The 17,739-nt window shown below is 72.8% G+C and carries 20 protein-coding genes; 9 read left to right on the top strand and 11 right to left on the bottom strand.

Going from position 1 to position 17,739, the window contains the following annotated elements; all coding sequences use genetic code 11:
• Nucleotides 1-129: 129 nt before the first annotated feature.
• The 4 genes from I8N68_RS18055 to I8N68_RS18040 all read right to left on the bottom strand — a co-directional run bounded on the left by I8N68_RS18055 (nucleotide 130) and on the right by I8N68_RS18040 (nucleotide 2,462).
• Entirely contained in the window at nucleotides 130-357 is a 228-nt protein-coding gene (locus tag I8N68_RS18055; RefSeq protein ID WP_200211277.1) for a TM2 domain-containing protein, read from the bottom strand.
• Nucleotides 358-461: 104 nt separating this feature from the next.
• Complete coding sequence (locus tag I8N68_RS18050) at nucleotides 462-1,013, bottom strand: DUF1697 domain-containing protein (RefSeq protein ID WP_200211276.1); 552 nt, start codon at nucleotides 1,011-1,013, stop codon at nucleotides 462-464.
• 64 nt (nucleotides 1,014-1,077) lie between these two features.
• Entirely contained in the window at nucleotides 1,078-1,533 is a 456-nt protein-coding gene (locus tag I8N68_RS18045; protein WP_200211275.1) for a hypothetical protein, read from the bottom strand.
• Nucleotides 1,530-2,462 carry a ParA family protein gene (locus I8N68_RS18040; RefSeq protein WP_200211274.1) on the bottom strand — a complete coding sequence of 311 codons (933 nt, stop codon included), beginning with the start codon at nucleotides 2,460-2,462 and terminating at the stop codon, nucleotides 1,530-1,532. Before I8N68_RS18040 ends, I8N68_RS18045 begins: the two co-directional genes overlap by 4 nt.
• Before the next feature lie 289 nt (nucleotides 2,463-2,751).
• On the opposite strand from I8N68_RS18040, the gene I8N68_RS18035 reads away from it, so the two are divergent.
• Nucleotides 2,752-4,875: a M6 family metallopeptidase gene (locus I8N68_RS18035; RefSeq protein ID WP_200211273.1), complete on the top strand. Its 2,124-nt coding sequence runs from the start codon at nucleotides 2,752-2,754 to the stop codon at nucleotides 4,873-4,875.
• Nucleotides 4,876-4,991: 116 nt separating this feature from the next.
• Here I8N68_RS18035 and I8N68_RS18030 read toward each other — a convergent pair whose 3' ends face one another.
• Together I8N68_RS18030 and I8N68_RS18025 are read right to left on the bottom strand one after the other, a co-directional pair.
• Nucleotides 4,992-5,489 carry a hypothetical protein gene (locus tag I8N68_RS18030; protein WP_200211267.1) on the bottom strand — a complete coding sequence of 166 codons (498 nt, stop codon included), beginning with the start codon at nucleotides 5,487-5,489 and terminating at the stop codon, nucleotides 4,992-4,994.
• Between the two features lie 74 nt (nucleotides 5,490-5,563).
• Nucleotides 5,564-6,124, bottom strand: coding sequence for an SOUL family heme-binding protein (locus I8N68_RS18025; RefSeq protein WP_200211266.1), 561 nt, complete (start codon nucleotides 6,122-6,124; stop codon nucleotides 5,564-5,566).
• 211 nt (nucleotides 6,125-6,335) lie between these two features.
• Between I8N68_RS18025 and I8N68_RS18020 the strand changes: the two genes are divergently transcribed.
• Entirely contained in the window at nucleotides 6,336-6,794 is a 459-nt protein-coding gene (locus I8N68_RS18020) for a hypothetical protein (RefSeq protein WP_200211265.1), read from the top strand.
• A 155-nt stretch (nucleotides 6,795-6,949) separates the two neighbouring features.
• Here the strand turns inward: I8N68_RS18020 and I8N68_RS18015 are convergent, their stop codons facing one another.
• The gene (locus I8N68_RS18015) at nucleotides 6,950-7,726 is read right to left on the bottom strand and encodes a D-Ala-D-Ala carboxypeptidase family metallohydrolase (RefSeq protein WP_200211264.1); all 777 of its coding nucleotides are present in this window, start codon (nucleotides 7,724-7,726) and stop codon (nucleotides 6,950-6,952) included.
• A 319-nt stretch (nucleotides 7,727-8,045) separates the two neighbouring features.
• On the opposite strand from I8N68_RS18015, the gene I8N68_RS18010 reads away from it, so the two are divergent.
• Both I8N68_RS18010 and I8N68_RS18005 read left to right on the top strand, forming a co-directional pair.
• Entirely contained in the window at nucleotides 8,046-8,687 is a 642-nt protein-coding gene (locus I8N68_RS18010; protein WP_200211263.1) for a DUF6642 family protein, read from the top strand.
• Nucleotides 8,688-8,776: 89 nt separating this feature from the next.
• Nucleotides 8,777-9,241, top strand: a complete 465-nt coding sequence (locus I8N68_RS18005) for a PPOX class F420-dependent oxidoreductase (RefSeq protein ID WP_200211262.1) — start codon at nucleotides 8,777-8,779, stop codon at nucleotides 9,239-9,241.
• 3 nt (nucleotides 9,242-9,244) lie between these two features.
• Here the strand turns inward: I8N68_RS18005 and I8N68_RS18000 are convergent, their stop codons facing one another.
• Both I8N68_RS18000 and I8N68_RS17995 read right to left on the bottom strand, forming a co-directional pair.
• The gene (locus I8N68_RS18000; protein ID WP_200211261.1) at nucleotides 9,245-9,886 is read right to left on the bottom strand and encodes an NAD(P)-dependent oxidoreductase; all 642 of its coding nucleotides are present in this window, start codon (nucleotides 9,884-9,886) and stop codon (nucleotides 9,245-9,247) included.
• 100 nt (nucleotides 9,887-9,986) lie between these two features.
• On the bottom strand, nucleotides 9,987-11,219 hold the full coding sequence (locus I8N68_RS17995; protein WP_200211260.1) for a serine hydrolase domain-containing protein: 1,233 nt from the start codon (nucleotides 11,217-11,219) through the stop codon (nucleotides 9,987-9,989).
• A 65-nt stretch (nucleotides 11,220-11,284) separates the two neighbouring features.
• Here I8N68_RS17995 and I8N68_RS17990 point away from each other — a divergent pair, with 65 nt between their 5' ends.
• The 3 genes from I8N68_RS17990 to I8N68_RS17980 all read left to right on the top strand — a co-directional run bounded on the left by I8N68_RS17990 (nucleotide 11,285) and on the right by I8N68_RS17980 (nucleotide 13,486).
• The gene (locus I8N68_RS17990; RefSeq protein ID WP_200211258.1) at nucleotides 11,285-11,878 is read left to right on the top strand and encodes a pentapeptide repeat-containing protein; all 594 of its coding nucleotides are present in this window, start codon (nucleotides 11,285-11,287) and stop codon (nucleotides 11,876-11,878) included.
• Between the two features lie 186 nt (nucleotides 11,879-12,064).
• Nucleotides 12,065-12,970 (top strand): hypothetical protein, encoded by a 906-nt coding sequence (locus I8N68_RS17985; RefSeq protein ID WP_200211256.1) that lies wholly within the window; start codon nucleotides 12,065-12,067, stop codon nucleotides 12,968-12,970.
• 78 nt (nucleotides 12,971-13,048) lie between these two features.
• Nucleotides 13,049-13,486, top strand: coding sequence for a nitroreductase family deazaflavin-dependent oxidoreductase (locus I8N68_RS17980; RefSeq protein WP_200211254.1), 438 nt, complete (start codon nucleotides 13,049-13,051; stop codon nucleotides 13,484-13,486).
• A 170-nt stretch (nucleotides 13,487-13,656) separates the two neighbouring features.
• Here the strand turns inward: I8N68_RS17980 and dacB are convergent, their stop codons facing one another.
• Nucleotides 13,657-15,240: a D-alanyl-D-alanine carboxypeptidase/D-alanyl-D-alanine endopeptidase gene (gene dacB, locus I8N68_RS17975; protein WP_200211251.1), complete on the bottom strand. Its 1,584-nt coding sequence runs from the start codon at nucleotides 15,238-15,240 to the stop codon at nucleotides 13,657-13,659.
• A gap of 337 nt (nucleotides 15,241-15,577) precedes the next feature.
• On the opposite strand from dacB, the gene I8N68_RS17970 reads away from it, so the two are divergent.
• The gene (locus I8N68_RS17970; RefSeq protein ID WP_200211243.1) at nucleotides 15,578-15,859 is read left to right on the top strand and encodes an iron-sulfur cluster biosynthesis family protein; all 282 of its coding nucleotides are present in this window, start codon (nucleotides 15,578-15,580) and stop codon (nucleotides 15,857-15,859) included.
• Between the two features lie 10 nt (nucleotides 15,860-15,869).
• On the opposite strand, the gene I8N68_RS17965 is transcribed toward I8N68_RS17970, so the two are convergent.
• On the bottom strand, nucleotides 15,870-16,973 hold the full coding sequence (locus tag I8N68_RS17965) for a beta family protein (RefSeq protein ID WP_200211240.1): 1,104 nt from the start codon (nucleotides 16,971-16,973) through the stop codon (nucleotides 15,870-15,872).
• Between the two features lie 367 nt (nucleotides 16,974-17,340).
• Here I8N68_RS17965 and I8N68_RS17960 point away from each other — a divergent pair, with 367 nt between their 5' ends.
• On the top strand, nucleotides 17,341-17,733 hold the full coding sequence (locus tag I8N68_RS17960) for a cupin domain-containing protein (protein ID WP_130332459.1): 393 nt from the start codon (nucleotides 17,341-17,343) through the stop codon (nucleotides 17,731-17,733).
• The last annotated feature ends 6 nt before the right edge of the window (nucleotides 17,734-17,739 follow it).

The raw sequence follows: 17,739 nt of genomic DNA, 5'->3' as shown, positions 1-17,739 counted from the left end.
CTCCGCTTCCGGCGATCTTGCGGTTGGGGCCCGGGCATTTCGGGTGAACGCCGCGAGACGCGGGCCCGAAGTGCAAGATCGGCGAGGCGGGGCCGGGACCATCCGGTCCCGGCCCCCTGCACGCGGTGCTTACTTGGCGAGCGGCTGGCCCTGCTTGTCCTTGAACGACCCGATCAGGATCAGGATGAAGTCGATCAGGGTCCAGATGCCCAGGCCCCCGAAGGTGATGAGCTGCAGGACGCCGGTGCCGACCTTGCCGACGTAGAAGCGGTGCACGCCGAGCACGCCGACGAAGAAGCAGAGCAGCAGCGCGACCAGCCAGGACTTCTGGGCGGTAGCGGTGACAGGAGCGGTCACTGTTGGTCCTTTCACGATGGAGTAGCGGCCGGGAGCGTACCGGGGCCGCGGACCACCGGACAAGATCGCGCAGGGGAAATCCGACCGGACGGTGGATCCGCAGCTCAGCCCGTCGCCAGGTCGCGCAGCGCGCAGACCGACTTCCAGTTGCGGCTGGTCGCCACCACCCCGAGCTTCTTCTCCAGGTACGCGTTGGTGAACTTGCTCCGGCCGTACCCGCCGTCGGGAAAGTGCAGGTGGATCTCCCGACCGGCCACCGTGTACTCGACGTTCTCCCCGGCCGGCACCGTCAGCTCGGCCACCCGGGCCTTCGTGGGCGGCGCCGACAGGAAGGCCACCAGCAGCCGGGTCGGATCGTCCTGCCGGTCCGCGTACGGGCTGCCCTCGATCACCGCCGTCAGCTCGGCGCCGCTGCGCACCAGCACCGGCACGTCGAGCCCCAGCTCGTCGGCGAGCGCCCGCTCGATGCCCCGCGCCAGTTTCGCGGTGTCCGTCCCGGCGCTGGTGAAGACCACGTTGCCGCTCTGCAGGTAGGTCTTCACCTCGGTGTGGCCGAGGTCGGCGACGAGGCGGCGCAGGTCGGCCATGGCGATCCGGGTGGTGCCGACGTTGACGCCACGCAGCAGGGCGACGTACCGGTTCGTGCCGCCGGCCATCGGTCTCTCCTCACCGTCGAGGTGTGTGGCTGTACAGCCTAAAGGGACCCGGGCGGATCGCGCCTCAGCGCTGGCGGATGGCAGTGGAGTCGAGCCGGAAGCCGATGGTGCGGTCGACGATCCGCTCGACCAGCTCCAACTTGCGCAGTCCGGTCACCCCGCGCAGCCCCGCCCACGCCGCCAGCGCCCGCAGCTCCCGGGTCGTCCACGCCGCCAGGTACGCCGTGCCGTCGGCGCGCCGCGACATGGCGGCGAGCGCGGCGTACGCGCGCTCGGCGTCCACGGGGGACGTGGGTGCCGGCGCCGACGCGCGACCGACGTCGGTCGCGGCGCCCGAAGCCGGTCCGTCGACGGCCGGCGCGGCGGTGACCGGGACGGGAGAGATGGCGGTGGGCGCGGCGTGGTCCGGAAGCAGCGCGAGCCGGGCGCGCCCCTCGGCTAGCGCGGTCACCTCCGCGGCGGAGAGACCGGCCAGGAACTCGGCGACCCGGGCCAGCACGGCGCGCGTCGGGTCGGTCATCCGGCCGCCCCCGCCGGCTGGAGATGAGCGAGGAACTCGGTGGTGATCTGCCGCAGCTCGTCGCGGACCGGTGGCACGGTGACCCGGTCCCGCAGCACCACCGGCACCCCGCGCGGGGTGTTGGTGGCGAAGAGCGTGACGTTCTCCCGCAGCGCGGTCGGGAAGACCGGCACGCCGAGCGCCCGCACCTGGTCCATGTAGCCCTGCTGGGCGGCGACCGGTCGCTGCGCCATCAGCTGGATCATCGTGAACACCACGCCGGCGATGCCCGGCGCGACCTTGTGATGGCGGCGGATGGTGGCGAACCGGCGGGAGTCGGCGTTGTACCGGTCGACCAGCTCCCGGACGTTGCCGTGCAGGTAGTCGATGCCGAGCGTGGAGAGGTAGTCGGCCCGCGCCGGGATCAGCAGGTGGTCGCTGGCGATGATCGCCGACTGGGTGACCACGTTGAAGTTCGGCGGGCAGTCGATCAGGACCAGGTCGTACGGGTCCAGCGCGTCGTCGTGCAGTCCCTCGGCCAGCGAGCCGCGCACCCGGAACAGCTCGGCGTCGTACTCGTCGCCGTCGGCCACCCCCCGGGCCAGGGCCAGGTCGATGTCGACGAGCTGGAGGTGGGACGCGATCAGGTCGAGCCGGCCGGCGCCCTTCAGGTGCGCGTTCGCCGGACCGGGGGAGACCACCAGCTCGCCCAGGGTGGCCCGTGGGGTGTCCCCGCGCAGCCCGTCGTACCAGCGCTTGATCGTGCGGCCGTCGCGCAGCCGGTCCCGCCAGTCGTCCGGCTCGTAGAAGCTGAACGTCAGGCTCGCCTGCGGATCGAGGTCGATCAGCAGCACCTTCATGCCCCGGTTGGCCAGCTCGGCACCGAGATTGGCGGTCATGGTGGTCTTGCCCACCCCGCCCTTGTAGTTGATCACCGACACGACGTACACCGGCACCTCCCCGGCGGGAACGGTAGCGGCCCATGACGGCAGGCGACAGGCCGCGGGCCGGAAGTGTCACGGCGACGTCGGGCGCGGGAGCCGTCCCGCCTGTCTCGCGTTCGTGACGATTCTGTGACCTGACGCGACTTCGCATTCACCGTCGCAAGTGGTCTGCTGGGGGCATATCCCCAGGTCAATGCGACATCCGCGCGCAACGTCCCGGGGTTCACACGTGTTACCCGGACGGCGGTGGCCGGAGCTGATCACCGCCCCACCCGCAGGAGGCATCCGCGTGCGAATGAGACGACCGAGTTGGATCGCGGCCGCCTTGGCGGGCGTCACGGCGCTGGCCTTCACGGCCTCGGCGCCCGCCCAGGCGAGCGATCACGAGAACCTTCCCGGCGAACCCACCATCACGTTGCCGATCAACGACAGCGCGGCGGGCGGGACCTACGACCAGGACTTCACCCGGGTGTATGCCAACACCACACCGGACGGCACCCCGGTCTACATCTACGTCCCGGTCGGCACCCCGCTGAACGGCACCGCGCCGACCGGCGTGGCCAGCCTCGACCCGCAGTTCGACCACAACCCGGGCGACGAGTTCGTCCCGTGCGCCACCGCCACGGCCGCGCAGTTTGCGCTCACCCAAGCCGAGATCAACTACGTCGGCGACAAGCTGGCCGACCAGATCGTCGCGGTGGACGAGGAGCACTTCGGCCCGATGCAGGCGGCCGACCCGACCGAGCCGGCCAGCGACTCGCTGGTGATGGTGCTCTACAACATCCAGGACGACGCCTACTACGACTGCTCCCAGACGTCGTACACGGCCGGCTACTTCGCGCCGGACTTCATCGACAGCGTCGGGATGAACGTCATCGTGGTCGACGCCCTGGACTGGGCAAACCGGGTCGGGCCGAACACGTCGCCGTGGCGCGACGCCAACCCGGCCAACGACCGCCCCGAGCTGTACGAGGGCACGGTCGCCCACGAGCTGGAGCACCTGCTGCACAACTACAGCGACCCGGGCGAGCTCTCCTGGGTCGACGAGGGGCTGGCCGACTTCGCCATCTTCCTCAACGGCCTGGACGCCGGCGGCTCCCACCTCAGCAACCACCAGGTCTTCTACGAGGAGACCTCGCTGACCCGCTGGGGCGGCACGCTGGCCAACTACGGCGCCGCGTTCACCTACTTCCAGTACCTCTGGGAACAGGCCGGCGGCAACGGCGACGGCACCTACACCCCGGACAAGCAGTACGACGGCAAGGCCGGTGACCTGCTGATCAAGATGATCTTCGAGGAGCAGGCCGACGGCATGACCGGCGTGCAGAACGCCATCGACGACTTCAACGCGCAGACCGGCGCCCATCTGCGCAGCGCGGCCGACCTGTTCCGCGACTGGTCGGTGGCCGTCTACCTGGACGACGAGGACTCGTCGATCTACAACATCAAGGCCTTCGACTTCGGTGACCCGGCCGACACGTCGTGGACGATCGACATCGCCGACGACGTCTTCTGGAGCGGCCGGGGCAGCTACAACGGCGCCACCCCGGAGGCCAAGTGGGCCCGGCTGAAGAACCGGCCGGACACCACCGCCGTGCCGTTCGGCATGTCGGTCGAGCGGTTCCGCAACCCCGGGCCGACGGTGGCGCTGGCCTTCGCGGGCGACGACAAGACGATCATCGCTCCGCACACCGGCAGCACCCACTGGTACGCCGGCTACGAGAGCCAGTCCGACAACATCCTCAACGTCGACACCTCCGGAGCAGTCACCTCGCTGGACTTCTGGAGCTGGTACTTCATCGAGGAGGGCTGGGACTTCGGCTTCGTCGAGGCGCTGGTCGGCGGCAACTGGGTGACCGTGCCGCTGCGCAACGACGCCGGACAGGTCGTCACCACCGACGACGACCCGCACGGCAACAACACCGAGGGCAACGGCCTGACCGGCACCTCCGGCGGCGAGTACTTCGTGGACGACCCGGTCTACGTGCACCTGACCGCCGACCTGCCCGCCGGCGCCACCGACGTGCGGTTCCGGTACTCCACCGACGCCGCGTACCTGGACACCGGCTGGTTCGTCGACGACGTCCGGGTCAACGGCACCGCCGCGACCCTCTCCTCGCCGGCCGGCGACTGGTTCACCACCACCGGCGTGCAGGAGAACAACTGGACCGTCCAGGTGGTCAGCCACTGTGACCTCACGCCGGGCACCACCTCGGCGGGCGAGACCACGGACGGCGCGGGCAACTGGGTCTACCGGTTCACCGGCGACCGGATCGACGTCAGCGGCCTGCGGACCAGGTGCGCCAGCGGCAACCAGGACGACTTCGCCGTCCTGATCTCCAACCTGCCGACCGGCGACCTGACCTTCCTCGACGCGGACTACACCTTCCGGGTGAGCAACACCGGCAACCGGAAGTAGGACGCACCACCGGGTGGGCCCGTGCCGCACGGCGGCGCGGGCCCACCGCCCGTCCGGCCCCTGGTCGGAGGTGCTGGCCGTCCGACGGTCGAGCGGCGGTAGCCGGACCCCGGAGGTCAGGACTCCTTGTAGACGGGGAGGCCGAGGGTGGCGCGTACCTTGTTCGCCTGCCGGCCGCCGTCGTGGGCGGCGGCGGCGCGGATCTCCCGCATCAGCGCCTCGGCGCTCGCCGCCTCGCCGGCCAGCCGCCAGTGCTTCAGTGCCAGCTCGTTCTCCTTGAGCAGCGCGGCGATCGGGGCCTGCGCCTTCGCCGGCCAGCCGGTCGTGCGCAACTGTTCCGCGTGGGTGGCGTTGGTGGTGGCCACCGCACGGGCCAGCGTGCGCACCGTCCGCCACGGCCGGCCGGCCTGCAGCGCGTCCTCCAGCTTCTCCAAAGCGGTGTTGTACGGCGCCACGATCGCCAGGTAGCGGCCCTTGGCCTCCGGCACGGTGAGCGGGGCCGGGGCGGTCGGTGCGGGGGTCTGCCAGGCGGGCGGCTGAGCGGTCCGCTCGATGCCGCCACCGCAGCCGGTGAGCAGCAGAACCAGGGCCAGGGCGGCGGGCCAGCGACGCACGGGACTTCCCATCTGGGCCGGGGGCGGGTCACCGGGAGTCTAGGGGTGACCCGGCGACCGCGCCGGCCGCCGACCTATTCGGCGATGGGCAGCAGGACCTCGTTACGGCGCAGGAACCACGGCTTCCACGGCGGGTCGAAGCGCGCGTACCGGACGGCGCCGCCCGGCTGGAAGCCGGCGTCGGCGACCGCCCGGCCCAGCGCGGTGGCCCGCTCCTCGAACGCCTTCATGGTCCAGCGGCCGGAGAACCGCATCGCCGCGACGAGCTGCGCGGGGATCTCCCGGGTGGCGACCCGGGGGTCCTCCGGCTCGGGCAGGGTCGCCGCGGTGAAGCTCGCCGGCATCACGAACCGGACCAGCCAGCAGCCCGGGGTGTCCCCCTCCTCCTGGACCACCGGGGCGGTCATCGCGATCTTCTCCGCCCCGGCGGACTTCTGCACCACCGGCGCCGTCGCGTTCTTCCGCCGGGACCGGTTGGCGCCGCCGATGTACCGGGCCAGCGGCCGGAACGCCTCGTTGCTGGCCTTGGCGAAGTCGCCCTGGACGCGTACCTCGGCCACCAGGTGCGGCGGGTAACGGCGCAGCTCGAAGCCCGGATGGCGGGTCACCACCCGGTACGGTTGCCGCTCGGTCATCGCACGCTCCCGGCTCGCTGTCCCGTCGGAAACGCTACCGGCCGGCAGGGCGGTCGGCGGCGGGATCCGGCGGCCGGTCGCCCGGGTGCGTGCCGTGCCGGGCCGGCGGGGCGGGCCGGATTGAACTCCTGCCGGTCGGGGGCCGTACCAGTGGGCGAGGATGTGGTGCGGCGGGTCAGCCGCACCGCTGCCGAGCTGCGGGAGGCCTGCCGTGCGAGTTGGTGAGCAGTCGACGGATCCCATCGATCAGATCCTGGGCGAGGTGCCGGTGCCGGCGCCGCTGACCCCCGAGGATGTCCGGCTCGCGGTCCGGGCGGTGGTGGTGCACGCCGCCGAGGAGTGGCCCGCCGGACCGAAGTGCCGCAACGACGGCGCCGCGTACCCCTGCCGGCTGCACCGCTGGGGCCGGCGGGTGCTGAAGACCCACGGCCTCAACGAGCGGCAGATCGACGCGCTGGTGCGGCACGGCAACCCGTTCGTGCACGTGCCCTTCCCGTTCGTGCTGACCGGGCGGGCGCCCGCGCGTCCGTCCGCCCCGGTCACCCCGTCCCCGCGCGGTCAGGCCGGCCGGGTCGTCGCACCCGGCGTGCGACCCGCCATCCGGCCCGGCGGTACCGGTCGGCCGGTGGCGCCCCCCGCCACCACGCCGCGCTGGCCCCGGGCGAGCTGACGACTGCTCCGGGTCGCGGCGTGGCGTCAGACACGCCGAGCCGGAGTGGTCGGATCGGGGGTACGCCCGACAGCCCGTGACCGGGGCGGCACGACGGCGGCCCGGCTGCGGGGTCCCCCACCCCCGCAGCCGGGCCGCCGTCCTCGTCGATCGACTCAGCCGATCCCGCAGTTCGGCGCGGACCAGCTCGTCGAGTTCGTCGAACGGTCGTTGTTGTTCTCCCGGCGAGAGTCCACGTGGACGTGGCTGGAGTGGCCGGGGTAGCCGGGACCGTAGATGCCGCTGAAGCCGCGGTTGCGGGCCGTGCGGGCCACCTGGCACAGCGAGGAGCCGCGCGGAACCAGGTCGGCGGCGGTGCCGTAGAGGTGCTGGCTGTCCGAGGCCCCGCCGACCTGGCGGTTGCAGGCGATGCTGCGGAAGCCGCTGGTCACGTAGAGCGGCTTGTCGCCGAGGCTGCGCCGCAGCGCCTCCAGCTTCCACATGGTGCGCACCGCGTTGGCCCGGGTGGCGGTCGACGAGAGCGGGCCCCCGCTCCACCCGCCCCTGCCGCAGCCGTTGTCCAGCTCGCTGTAGCTGAAGTGCTTCGGCGTGCAGTCGTTGTCCTGCAGCTCGTAGATCTTGGCGAACGTCCGCGAGCCCGCGATGCCGTCGGCGGGCAGGCCGTACGCGGACTGGAAACGCTTGACCGCGGCGGCGGTCTCCGGTCCGTAGCTGCCGTCGACGCGGACGATGTCCCGGTAGGCGGCCCAGCCGGCCACCCGGATCTGCAACTGGCGGACGTCCTCGCCGGAACGCCCCTGGGACAGGGTCCGCTGCCACGTGTAGCAGCCGTCGGCATGGGCCGCTGGCGCGGCGACCACCGTGGCGATCGCGGCCCCTGGCAGCGCCAGGGCGAGCGCGATGACCGCCCGCTTCAGGGTGTGTACGCGCACAGAAAGTCCTCCCGGTAGAAGAGCCGATGGGATGGTGATCAGGACATCGACCACGCCGTCCTGTCCCTTCCACCGTGACAGTCGCTCGGCTGATTCGTGGCTTAATAACCAGAATTGTTCTCATAACTGCTCCTTCCTGGGCATCGGCTGTGAATGCGGCTAATTGGGAACCGGCCAGCCGGCTCAGGTCGGGGGAATTGACGCGGTACCGGGCAGGGGTGACGGAAACGGCGCTTCGGGGGCACCGAGGGTGATGCCGACTCGTGATCCGGGCCCGGTAGCGTCTGCGCCGGGCTCCGCGGACGGGGGGAGGTGGCGCGTGGCACGCGGTGGCGTCTTCTGCATCGAGGGCCAGTGGCACCGGGACCTCAACGAGCGCGGCTCCGTCCTGCCCACCCTCGAACTGCTCGAACGGCTCGGCCGGATCCGGTTCATCCACAAGGACGCGGCCACCCGTGACGAGCTCTTCTACTTCCTCGACCGTTGGCTGCTCAAGCAGTACGCCGACTACCGGGTCGGCTTCTTCGCCATGCACGGCGAACCGAGCCGGCTCTGCCTCACCGACTGGGACTCCGTCGAGCTGGCCGACGTCGCCGAACGGATGGCCGGCCGGTGCGAGGGGCGGCGGCTCTACTTCGGCAGCTGCTCGGTGCTGCGCGCCTCCGACGCCACGCTACGGGACTTCCTCGACGTGACCGGGGCGGCGCTGATCTGCGGGTTCACCCGCGAGGTCGACTGGGTCGAATCGGCCGCGTTCGAGACCGTGCTGCTCGACGTGCTCGCCAACGGCCAGCGGCACAACGCCGCCGAGCTGCGGATGGGCTCGGTGCACTGGGCGCCGCTGGCGTCGTACCTCGGGTTCCGGGTGATCTACGCCAACGGCCGGGCCTGGCGGCCCGCGGTCCGCCCCCGGGTGCCGGCACAGCCCGCGCCGCGCCGCACGGTCGACCGCTCCCGCTGAGGCGCGCGGACGGCCCGACGCCGGCCGGCGGGACGCGGAGCCCGGGGCGGCTCCGGCCGACGCTGCCGCGGCCTGGTAGAACCGGGGGCATGGCACGCACCATCGCGAGCAACACCCGGGTCGACCGGGCCGCCCTGATCGAGTTCCTCCGCCCCCGGCACAAGGTCGTGCTGATGACGACCCGCGCCGACGGCCGGCCGCAGTCCTCGCCGGTCTCCTGTGGGGTGGACGGCGCGGGCCGACTGGTGATCTCCACCTACCCGGAGCGGGCGAAGGTGACCAACATCCGGCGCGACCCCCGGGTCTCCGCCTGCGTGCTCTCCGACGACTGGAACGGGCCGTGGGTCCAGGTCGACGGCACCGCCGAGGTGCTCGACCTGCCCGAGGCCCTCGACCCGCTGGTGGACTACTTCCGCAGCATCTCCGGCGAGCACCCGGACTGGGACGAGTACCGGGCGGCGATGGTCAAGCAGGGCAAGTCGCTGATCCGGGTCACCATCGACAGCTGGGGACCGATCGCCACCGGCGGCTTCCCCGCCCGGCTGACCGACTGAGCGTCAGTACGCGGCGGTGAACCGGGCGTTCGCGAACCGCGGATTCTCGATCTCGTCCACGATCGCCACCGCCAGGTCCTCGTAGGTGAGCACCGAGCGGCCCTGCGCGTCGGTCACCGGTTCGTCGGTGCCGGTGCGGTAATGGCCGGTGCGCTCGCCCGGGTGGAACTCCAACGGCGGCGGGGAGACGTACGTCCAGGTCACCCCGTCGGCGGCGGCGCGGTAGACGGCCAGCGCGTCGGCCTGGCCCTTCGCCGAGTCCCGGTACTCGGCCGGGAAGTCCGGCTCGTCGAGGAACGGCGTGCCCTTCGGCGTCAGCAGCGTCGCCCCGCCCCCGACGTGGATCACCCGGGGCGGATGGGGCAGCTCCCGCAGCGTGCCCACCAGGGTGTCCGCCGCGTCCCGCCACAGGTCCCGCTCGCCGCCGCCGATCGCCACCACGAACACGTCGGCGTCCTCGGCCAGCTCCCGAACGCTCCGCGGGGACGTCGCGTCGCCGGTGACCGTCCGTACCCCCGCCGGCAGGTAGCTGGTCGCCTCCGGGCGGCGCACCGCCGCGGTGACCCGGTGCCCCCGCCCGATCGCCTCGGCGGTGATCCGCGACCCCGCGGTGCCGCCGGCGCCGAACACGACGATGTTGCTCATGACCGCCTCCCGCCCCGACCTGCCTCGCCTCCCAGGCTATGGAGCGGGCCGCCCGGCCGGTGCCGTAACGGCGATCCTGGCCGAGCGCGCCCTGGCGCGGTCAGTCGATCAGCGCGGAATAGACCAGCTGGCGCAGCTGCGAGCGCAGCGGGTAGGTGCTCGACGGCATGAGCTGGGTGAAGAGCAGCGCGGTGACCTCCTCCACCGGGTCCACCCAGAACGCGGTGCTGGCCAGGCCCCCCCAGTAGAACTCGCCGACGCTGCTCGGCACCCGGGCCGGCACCGGGTCCAGCACCACGGCGAAGCCGAGGCCGAAGCCGATCCCGTCGAGCACCGTCTCGGCGAACCCCTCCGGGTGGAACGAGGCCAGGTCACGGCCGCCGGGCAGGTGGTTGCGGGTCATGAAGCGCAGCGTGCGCGGCGCGAGCAGGCGTACCCCGTCCAACTCGCCGCCGCGCAGCAGGAACTGGGTGAAGCGGTGGTAGTCGGCGGCGGTGGAGACCAGCCCGCCGCCCCCGGAGAACCAGCTCGGCTCGGCCAGCGCCGCCCGCCCGACCCCGTCGGCGCGGACCGCCTGCCCGGTCGCCGGGTGCGGGGTGTAGAGGGCGGCCAGCCGCTTCGCCTCCGGCTCGTCGACCCACCAGCGGGTGTCGGTCATGCCCAGCGGCCGGAGGATCCGCTCGGTGAAGAACTCGTCCAGCCGCTGCCCCGACACCACCTCGACCAGCCGGCCCAGCACGTCGGTGGCGACGCCGTAGTTCCAGCTCGTGCCCGGCTGGAAGAGCAGCGGCAGCCGGGCCAGGCCCGCCGAGGCCGCCGCCAGGTCCGCGCCGGCCGGCACGCCCAGGTCGAAGCCCGCGGCCCGGTACAGGCCGTCGACCACCGTGGTCTGGGCGAAGCCGTACGTCAGGCCGGCGGTGTGGGTGAGCAGGTGCCAGACCCGGATCGGCTCGACCGCCGCAACCGTGTACGGCTTGAGCACGGAACCCTTGTCGTAGACCCGGACGTCGGCGAACTCGGGCAGCCAGCGGCTGATCGGGTCGGTCAGCTCGAACCGGCCCTCCTCCCACAGCATCATCGCGGCCACCGACGTGATCGGCTTGGTCATCGAGTAGATGCGCCAGAGGGTGTCCGGCTCGACCGGGGCGCCGGCCTCCCGGTCCCGCAGGCCGTACGTCGACGAGTGGGCGATCTCGCCCCGGCGGCTGACGACGATCTGCCAGCCGGCGAGCCGGCCGTCGTCGACGTACCTGCCGAAGTGCTCGTCGATCCGCGCCAGCCGGGCGGGGTCGAAGCCGATACGGTCCGGGTCGGTGCTCACAGCGACGCTCACGCCGCCGAACCTACTAGCCGGTACGCCAGCCGGGAAGTGTCGGTCGCGCCCACTAATCTGGCCCGATGCCGGAGCCCACCGAGAACGTCACCTACCGCCACCAGGACTGGTACGCGGAAGAACTGGCCGACCGGCACTTCGTCCGCTGTGAGTTCTTCCACGTCGACCTCACCGAGGCGGTCAGCCAGGGCGCGGTCTTCACCGAGTGCGTCTTCGGCAACGTGGCGTTCAACGCGTCCCGGCACACCGACTCCGCCTTCACCCGGTGCACGTTCAAGCGGTGCAACCTCTTCGAGGCCGAGTTCACCGGCTGCAAGCTGGTCGGCAGCGCGTTCGATCAGTGCGACCTGCGCCCGCTGCGGATCAGCGGCGGGGACTGGTCCTTCGTCGCGCTGCCCGGGGCGGACCTGCGCGGGGTGAGCATCACCGACGTCCGGATGCGCGAGGTCGACCTGACCGGCGCCAACCTGACCGGTGCGACGGTCACCGGGGTCGACCTCTCCGGCGCGCAGTTGCACAGCTCCCGGCTCTCCGGCGCCGACCTGCGGGGCAGCGACCTGACCGCGCTCGATCCGACGGTGGTGGAGCGGGCCGGCGCGATCGTCGACGCCGAGCAGGCGATCGTGCTGGCGCAGGCGCTCGGCTTCGAGATCCGCTGACCGGGGCCCGCCTGCCGACCGTCCTGCGGAGCCGAACCGCGGGCCGTGCGCCGTTCGCTACCGTCAGGTAACAAACTGGAAACGCCCAGCCGTCCCCATATGGCGCATTCGCCCCGCCGATGAAAACGTGAGCGGGTCACGCCCGCCCGTCCGCCGGCCGGAGCGTGGGTGGGGAGCGGAGGTTCGGTGGCGGAGGAAGACCGCACTCGGTTCGCAGGGTCGCCGTCGTCCCCGTACGGCCAGGGGCCGACCCGGTCCGCGCTCCGCCGGATCGCGCGGGCCCGGCAACGCCGCCGCTGGATCATGGAGACGCTGGCCGCCGTCGCGTGCCTGGCCGCTCTCGCCGCGTACCTCGGCACCGAGCAGCATGCCGGGCCGCGGCAGCAGGAGCGGGCCGCCGGGCCGGGCACGGCGCCCGGGGCGGGGCGGCCGGCCGTACCGTCGCCGCAGCGGTCGGGCGCCGACGCGGCCGCCGCCTCGCCCGGGCTGCGGCCCCGCCAGCGGCCACCGTCCCCATCGGCGTCCCCGTCGCCACCGCCGTCGGCCATCGAGCCCGTCCTCACCCTGAGCCAGGCCGACGTGCCGGCGCGCGTCGATCTCAGTGCGGCCGGTCCGGTCGACTGGGTCCACTGGGGACTGCTCGGCACCGAGCCGCCCGTCCGCAAGCGGAACGGCTCCGGGGCGATCCGCGACGAGGGCGGGCGTGGCACGCGAGAGAGTTACAGCAACAACCCCGAGGCGTACGCCTGGCGGGACGGCTCGCCCGTCGAGTCGGCCAGCGGCACCATGTCGGGGGTATACACCTGCGGGCGGGGCAGCGGGTTCACGCTCGCGGTGACCGGCGACGGCGTGCCGCGCACGGTTCGGCTCTACGCCGGCCTGTGGATGGCCCGGGGTCGCCTCGACGCGCGGCTGTCCACCGGCGGGCCGACCAGCACCGTGCGGCTGGAGGACCCGCACACCCAGCACACCGCCGAGTTCACCGTCCGGTTCCGGGCGCCCCGCGGCGCGCGGCTGCTGCTGACCTGGACGGTGGAGGAGTCCTTCGGGGACGGCGGCAACGTCAGCGTCCAGGCCGTCGCGCTGCGCTGACCGTCGTTCACCCGGCGACGGCCGCCGGCCGGGAGTAGCGTGGGCGCGACGGCCGGCCAATGACCCGGGAGGGAACCCATGACCGCGAGCGAGCAGGTGCTGGACAGTCCGGAGGGGTGGGTCGCCGACCACATCCGCCGGTACGTCGAGACCGACGGCGCGGAGGGCCACGAGTGGCGTCCCGGCGTCTTCACCCTGCTGCTGACCACCCGGGGCCGGCGCAGCGGCAAGCTGCGGCGCACCGCGCTGATCTACGGCCGGGACGGCGACGCGTACCTGGTGGTCGCGTCCCAGGGCGGCGCGCCCGAGCACCCGGCCTGGTACCTCAACCTGCTCGCCGAGCCGGAGGTGCAGGTGCAGGTCGGCGCGGAGAAGTTCACCGCCCGGGCGCGCACCGCCACGCCAGCGGAGAAGCCCCGGATGTGGCAGACCATGACCGCGACCTGGCCTGCGTACGACGGCTACCAGACCAGGACCGACCGGGAGATCCCGGTGGTGGTGCTGGAGCGGGTCTGACCGAGGGGTCGGCGATCATCGTCGCGGGGGTCGGGCCGGGACCGTCCTCTGTGGAGGGCTGCACCGATGAGCAGCAGTGGCGGCGTCGTCCGTCCCGCCGTACCGGCCCGGCGCGTGACCCGTCGCTGCGGGCCCGCCCCACCGACGGAGGGGATGGGGCCCGCGGCGGGTCAGCAGGCGATCGGCTTCACCCAGGCGCACTCCAGGCCCTCCGGCACCCGCGGTGCCTCCGGCGCCGTCGGCGCCGTCAGCCGCGCCGTGGTCGTCCCCTGCTCGGTGTACGAGGCCAGGGTGATGGCGATCTGGTCCTCCAGCCCCTTCACCGAGGAGGTCAGGTAGTTGTTCAGCACGATCGAGAAGGCCAGCAGGTGGCCGTCGGCGTCGGTGACGTAGCCGGAGAGGCTGGACGCGCCGGTCAGGCTGCCCGTCTTGGCGTGCACGTTGTTCGCGGCCGGCGTGCCGCGCATCCGGCTGCGCAGGGTGCCGCCGACGAAGCGTTCGGCGTTGCCGGCGATCGGCAGGGCGGCGTACCAGGTGTCGAACCAGGGCTCGCGGCGGGCCGCGGTGAGCAGGGCGACGAACTCGGCCGGCGGGATGAGGTTGCGCCGGGAGAGGCCGGAGCCGTCGCGCTGGCGTAGCGTGCCGGTGTTCACGCCGTTGTCGCCGATGAACCCGCCGATCGCGGCGAGCCCGGCGGACCAGGTCCCCGAGCCGGAGAGGACCCGGCCGAGCTCCTTGGTCAGCACCTCCGCGTGGCCGTTGTTGGACAGCTTGAGGAACGGCACCATCAGGTCGGCCAGCGGCATGGAGTCGTGCCGCGCGACCGGCGTGGCGTCCGCCGGGGTCGCCTGCCCGAGGATGGTCCGGCCGAGCACCCGGACGCCGTGCCGCCGCAGCGCGGCCCGGAAGACGTCGGCGGCGTAGCCGGTCGGCTCCCAGACCGTCATCCAGTCGCTCTCCGGCTCCTCGCCGGCCGCGATCTGCCCGGTCACCACGATGATGTTGCTCCCGTGCTCGCGTTCGAACGAGATCGTCGTCTCGCCGTCGGCGACCGTCTCGGCCCGGTTGTCGATCCGCAGGTAACCGTTGGGCGGCGTCATCGTCACCACCGGGGGCGCGCCCGCGCCGACCCCCGGGGCGGCGTGCACGATCACGGTGCCGGCGTCGTAGTCGCTGTCCGGCGCCACGGTCAGCGCCGAGACCTGCGCCGCGTAGTAGTAGGACTCGTCGTCCCAGGTCCAGTCGGGGCCCAGCCGGGTCCGGTCGTACCGGGTGTCGTCGGCCATCAGATCGCCGGTCACCACCCGGACGCCCTCCGCCGCGACCTGGGCGGCCAGCGCGTCGTAGTCCTCGGCCAGCATGGTCGGGTCGCCGCCGCCGCGCAGGTACAGGTTGCCGGAGAGCAGCCCGGCCCGTCGCACGCCGTCGCCGGACACGTCGGTGGTGAACCGGTGGCCCGGGCCGAGCAGTTCCAGCGCCGCGGTCGAGGTGAGCAGCTTGGTGTTGGAGGCCGGCACCAGCCGGCGGTCCCCGTTGCGCTGGTAGAGGGTCTGGCCGGTGGCGGTGTCCACGACGACCACGCCCGCCTGCGCCCCGACCAGGCGGGAGTCGGCGAGAACGGCGTCGATGGTGGCGTTCAGCCGGGTCTGCGTGGGGGTGGGCGACTCGGCCGTGGCGGTGGGGGCGCCGGCGGTGGCCGCGGTGGCGACCAACGCCAGCACCGCGAGCGTCCGGGTAAAGAGACGGCGATGCATGCGTAGATGCTGCCATGGAGGTTTCTTCCGGAAAAGCCTCTGCGGCGGAAGTTATTTCCAAACAGGCCGGACCGGCGGGTCGTTCTGTGCGACAACCCCTGGTCATCGCCCCGACTACCCGTTCCATGCCGGGCCACTCCCGGCACCGGGCGGCGCGGTGTCGACTGACCCCGCTCTATTTGACGGATGCCCGGCCAGGGGGCACCGTGGGTCATGAGGGGCCCGCTACCTGCCCTGCTTTGCACGGCGAAGACCGATTCGCCTTCCTGGGTCCAGGCCCGGCCACCCGGCCGCCCGACCCGCCCCGATCCCGCACGAGCCACGAGGAGTTTCCGCCATGCTGACCATGACCGACAACGCCGTAATGGTGATCCGCGACCTCGCCGTCCAGCAGGACGTCGGCGAGGACGGCGGGCTGCGCATCGCGGCCGATACCGACGCCGGTGCGCTCTCCATCGAGCTGGTGCCCGAGCCGGCGCAGGGCGACAAGGTGGTCGACAACCAGGGCGCCCGCATCTTCCTCGACCCGGACGCCGCCGAACTGCTCGAGGACACCTCCGTCGACGCCACGGTCGACGACGAGGGCATCGTCCAGTTCGGCTTCACCGAGAAGGAGTGACCGGCGCGGCTCAGCCCGCGCGGCGGGTCTCGCCGCCCCGGTGCGGCCGGCCGGAGCGCCCCCGAACGGGTGCCTCCTGGCCGGCGCCCCACGACCCGGAACGCTGGCCCCGGTCCGGGCGCAGCAGCGTGCCCAGCACGTACGCCAGATGGTGCGAGGTGCTCCACGCCGCCCAGTTGGTCGGCGAGCCGGCGCCCGCCCCGCCCCGGGCCCGCCGCAGGATCTCGTGGTCGCCCCAGGAGAAGGCCGCCCCGGCCGTCGGCCAGTGCGGGGCCGCCACCAGCGTCCGGCACAGGTCCGCGAAGCGGTCGTCGCCCCGACCGCCCCGCCGCGACCAGCGGTACACCCACCACGCCCCGTCGGCCGTGTACCGCAGCGTCGGCAGCCGGTCGCCCGAACCGTCCGTGCCGGCCACCGCGGAGCCGATCCCGTAGTCGCCGTACCCGACGCCGAGGTCGGAGAGGCGCTGCCACAGCCCCCAGTCGAAGCGGTCGAGGCGTACCGGCTCATCGGTGGGGAGGCGGGCCAGCGTCGGCGGCATCCCGCCGGCGGCCACCGTCACCGACCGCCAGGCGTGCCGGCGGGCCCACTCCAACAGCCGCCGGATCCGGGGCTCGGCCAGCCGCACGTCCGCCGGGCAGCACACGTCACCCGCGTCGACGAGCAGGTCGCACTGCTCCGGGACCAGCCGGGCGAGCCGCCAGACCCGCTCGACGGCGGTCGTCGTCGCATCCGGGCCGGCCCGATCCTGGCCGGTGCGCAGCCGGACCACCGCCCGCCGGGCGTACGCCCGCGCGGCCACGCCGTGCGCCACCAACCGCCGGTCGCTCTCCGCGAGCCCGACCACCGGCACCAGCGGTACGCCCCAGCGGACCAGCTCGCTCTCCGGGGCGTCCGGCAGGGCGGAGACGTCGACGGCCGGGAGCAGTCCGGCCGGCAGCCGGCCGATGAGGTCCACGGTGCACGGATCGACCACGCAGACGTCGAGGACCGGAGCGAGCAGCCGAGCGGCGACGTCGTCGAGATGGGCCAGCGACTCCAGCTCACCCCGGCGACCGGCCAGAATGGGGCGGTAGACCGGTTCCGCCGCCCGACCCCCGTGGGCGGGCACCATACTTCAATGTAGCCAGACATCGGCGCCTATCACAGGTTTTCCGGCCGAAGAGCCGATGCCCGGTCCCGGCGTGCCGGGTCGCCCGAACGGCCGTCTCCAAGTGTTTTCCCAGCTCGGCGGAGGTCCGCACACACGAGCGCACGGCGCCGCTCGACCGGGGTCGTAACGTCGCCGCGCTCTGGCCGTCTCCCACCACCGCAGCCGTACGGCGGTACGAAAGCGGGGACCTGGCTCGACCGGCCGGGTGTGCACCGGTCTTGGCGCTCCAGATGCCCGTCCGGAGGGGATCCAAACCGCGGATCAGTGGGGAATTCCACCATCTGCGAGTCCCGGCGTGATCCCGGGCCGGACCGGGTATGACGGCGCCATGGAGCATTTCACCATCGCGACCGTCGCCGAGAAGAGCCCAGACTTCCGCCGCGTGCTGTGGACCGGGGAGCACACCCAGCTGGTGATCATGACGATTCCGCCCGGCGGCGAGATCGGCGAGGAGGTCCACGAGGGCATCGACCAGATCCTGACCTTCGTCAGCGGCACCGGCGAGGCCCGGGTGGCCGGCGAGAAGAAGGAGGTCGTCTCGGGCGACCTGGTCGTCGTACCGGCCGGTACGAAGCACAACTTCGTCAACACCGGCCCCAACCCGCTGGTCCTCTACACCGTGTACGGCCCGCCGGAGCACGCCGACCAGGCGGTGCACCGCACCAAGGAGGAGGCCGACGCGGCGGAGGCCGCTGGCCAGGACGAGCCGCCGACCGCGTGACCGGCG

Source organism: Micromonospora coerulea, from assembly GCF_016598485.1.
In the GTDB taxonomy this organism is placed as follows: Bacteria; Actinomycetota; Actinomycetes; order Mycobacteriales; family Micromonosporaceae; genus Micromonospora; species Micromonospora coerulea.
The sequence above is the reverse complement of the archived record's forward strand: the minus strand, read 5'-3'. Positions and strand labels throughout refer to the sequence as shown.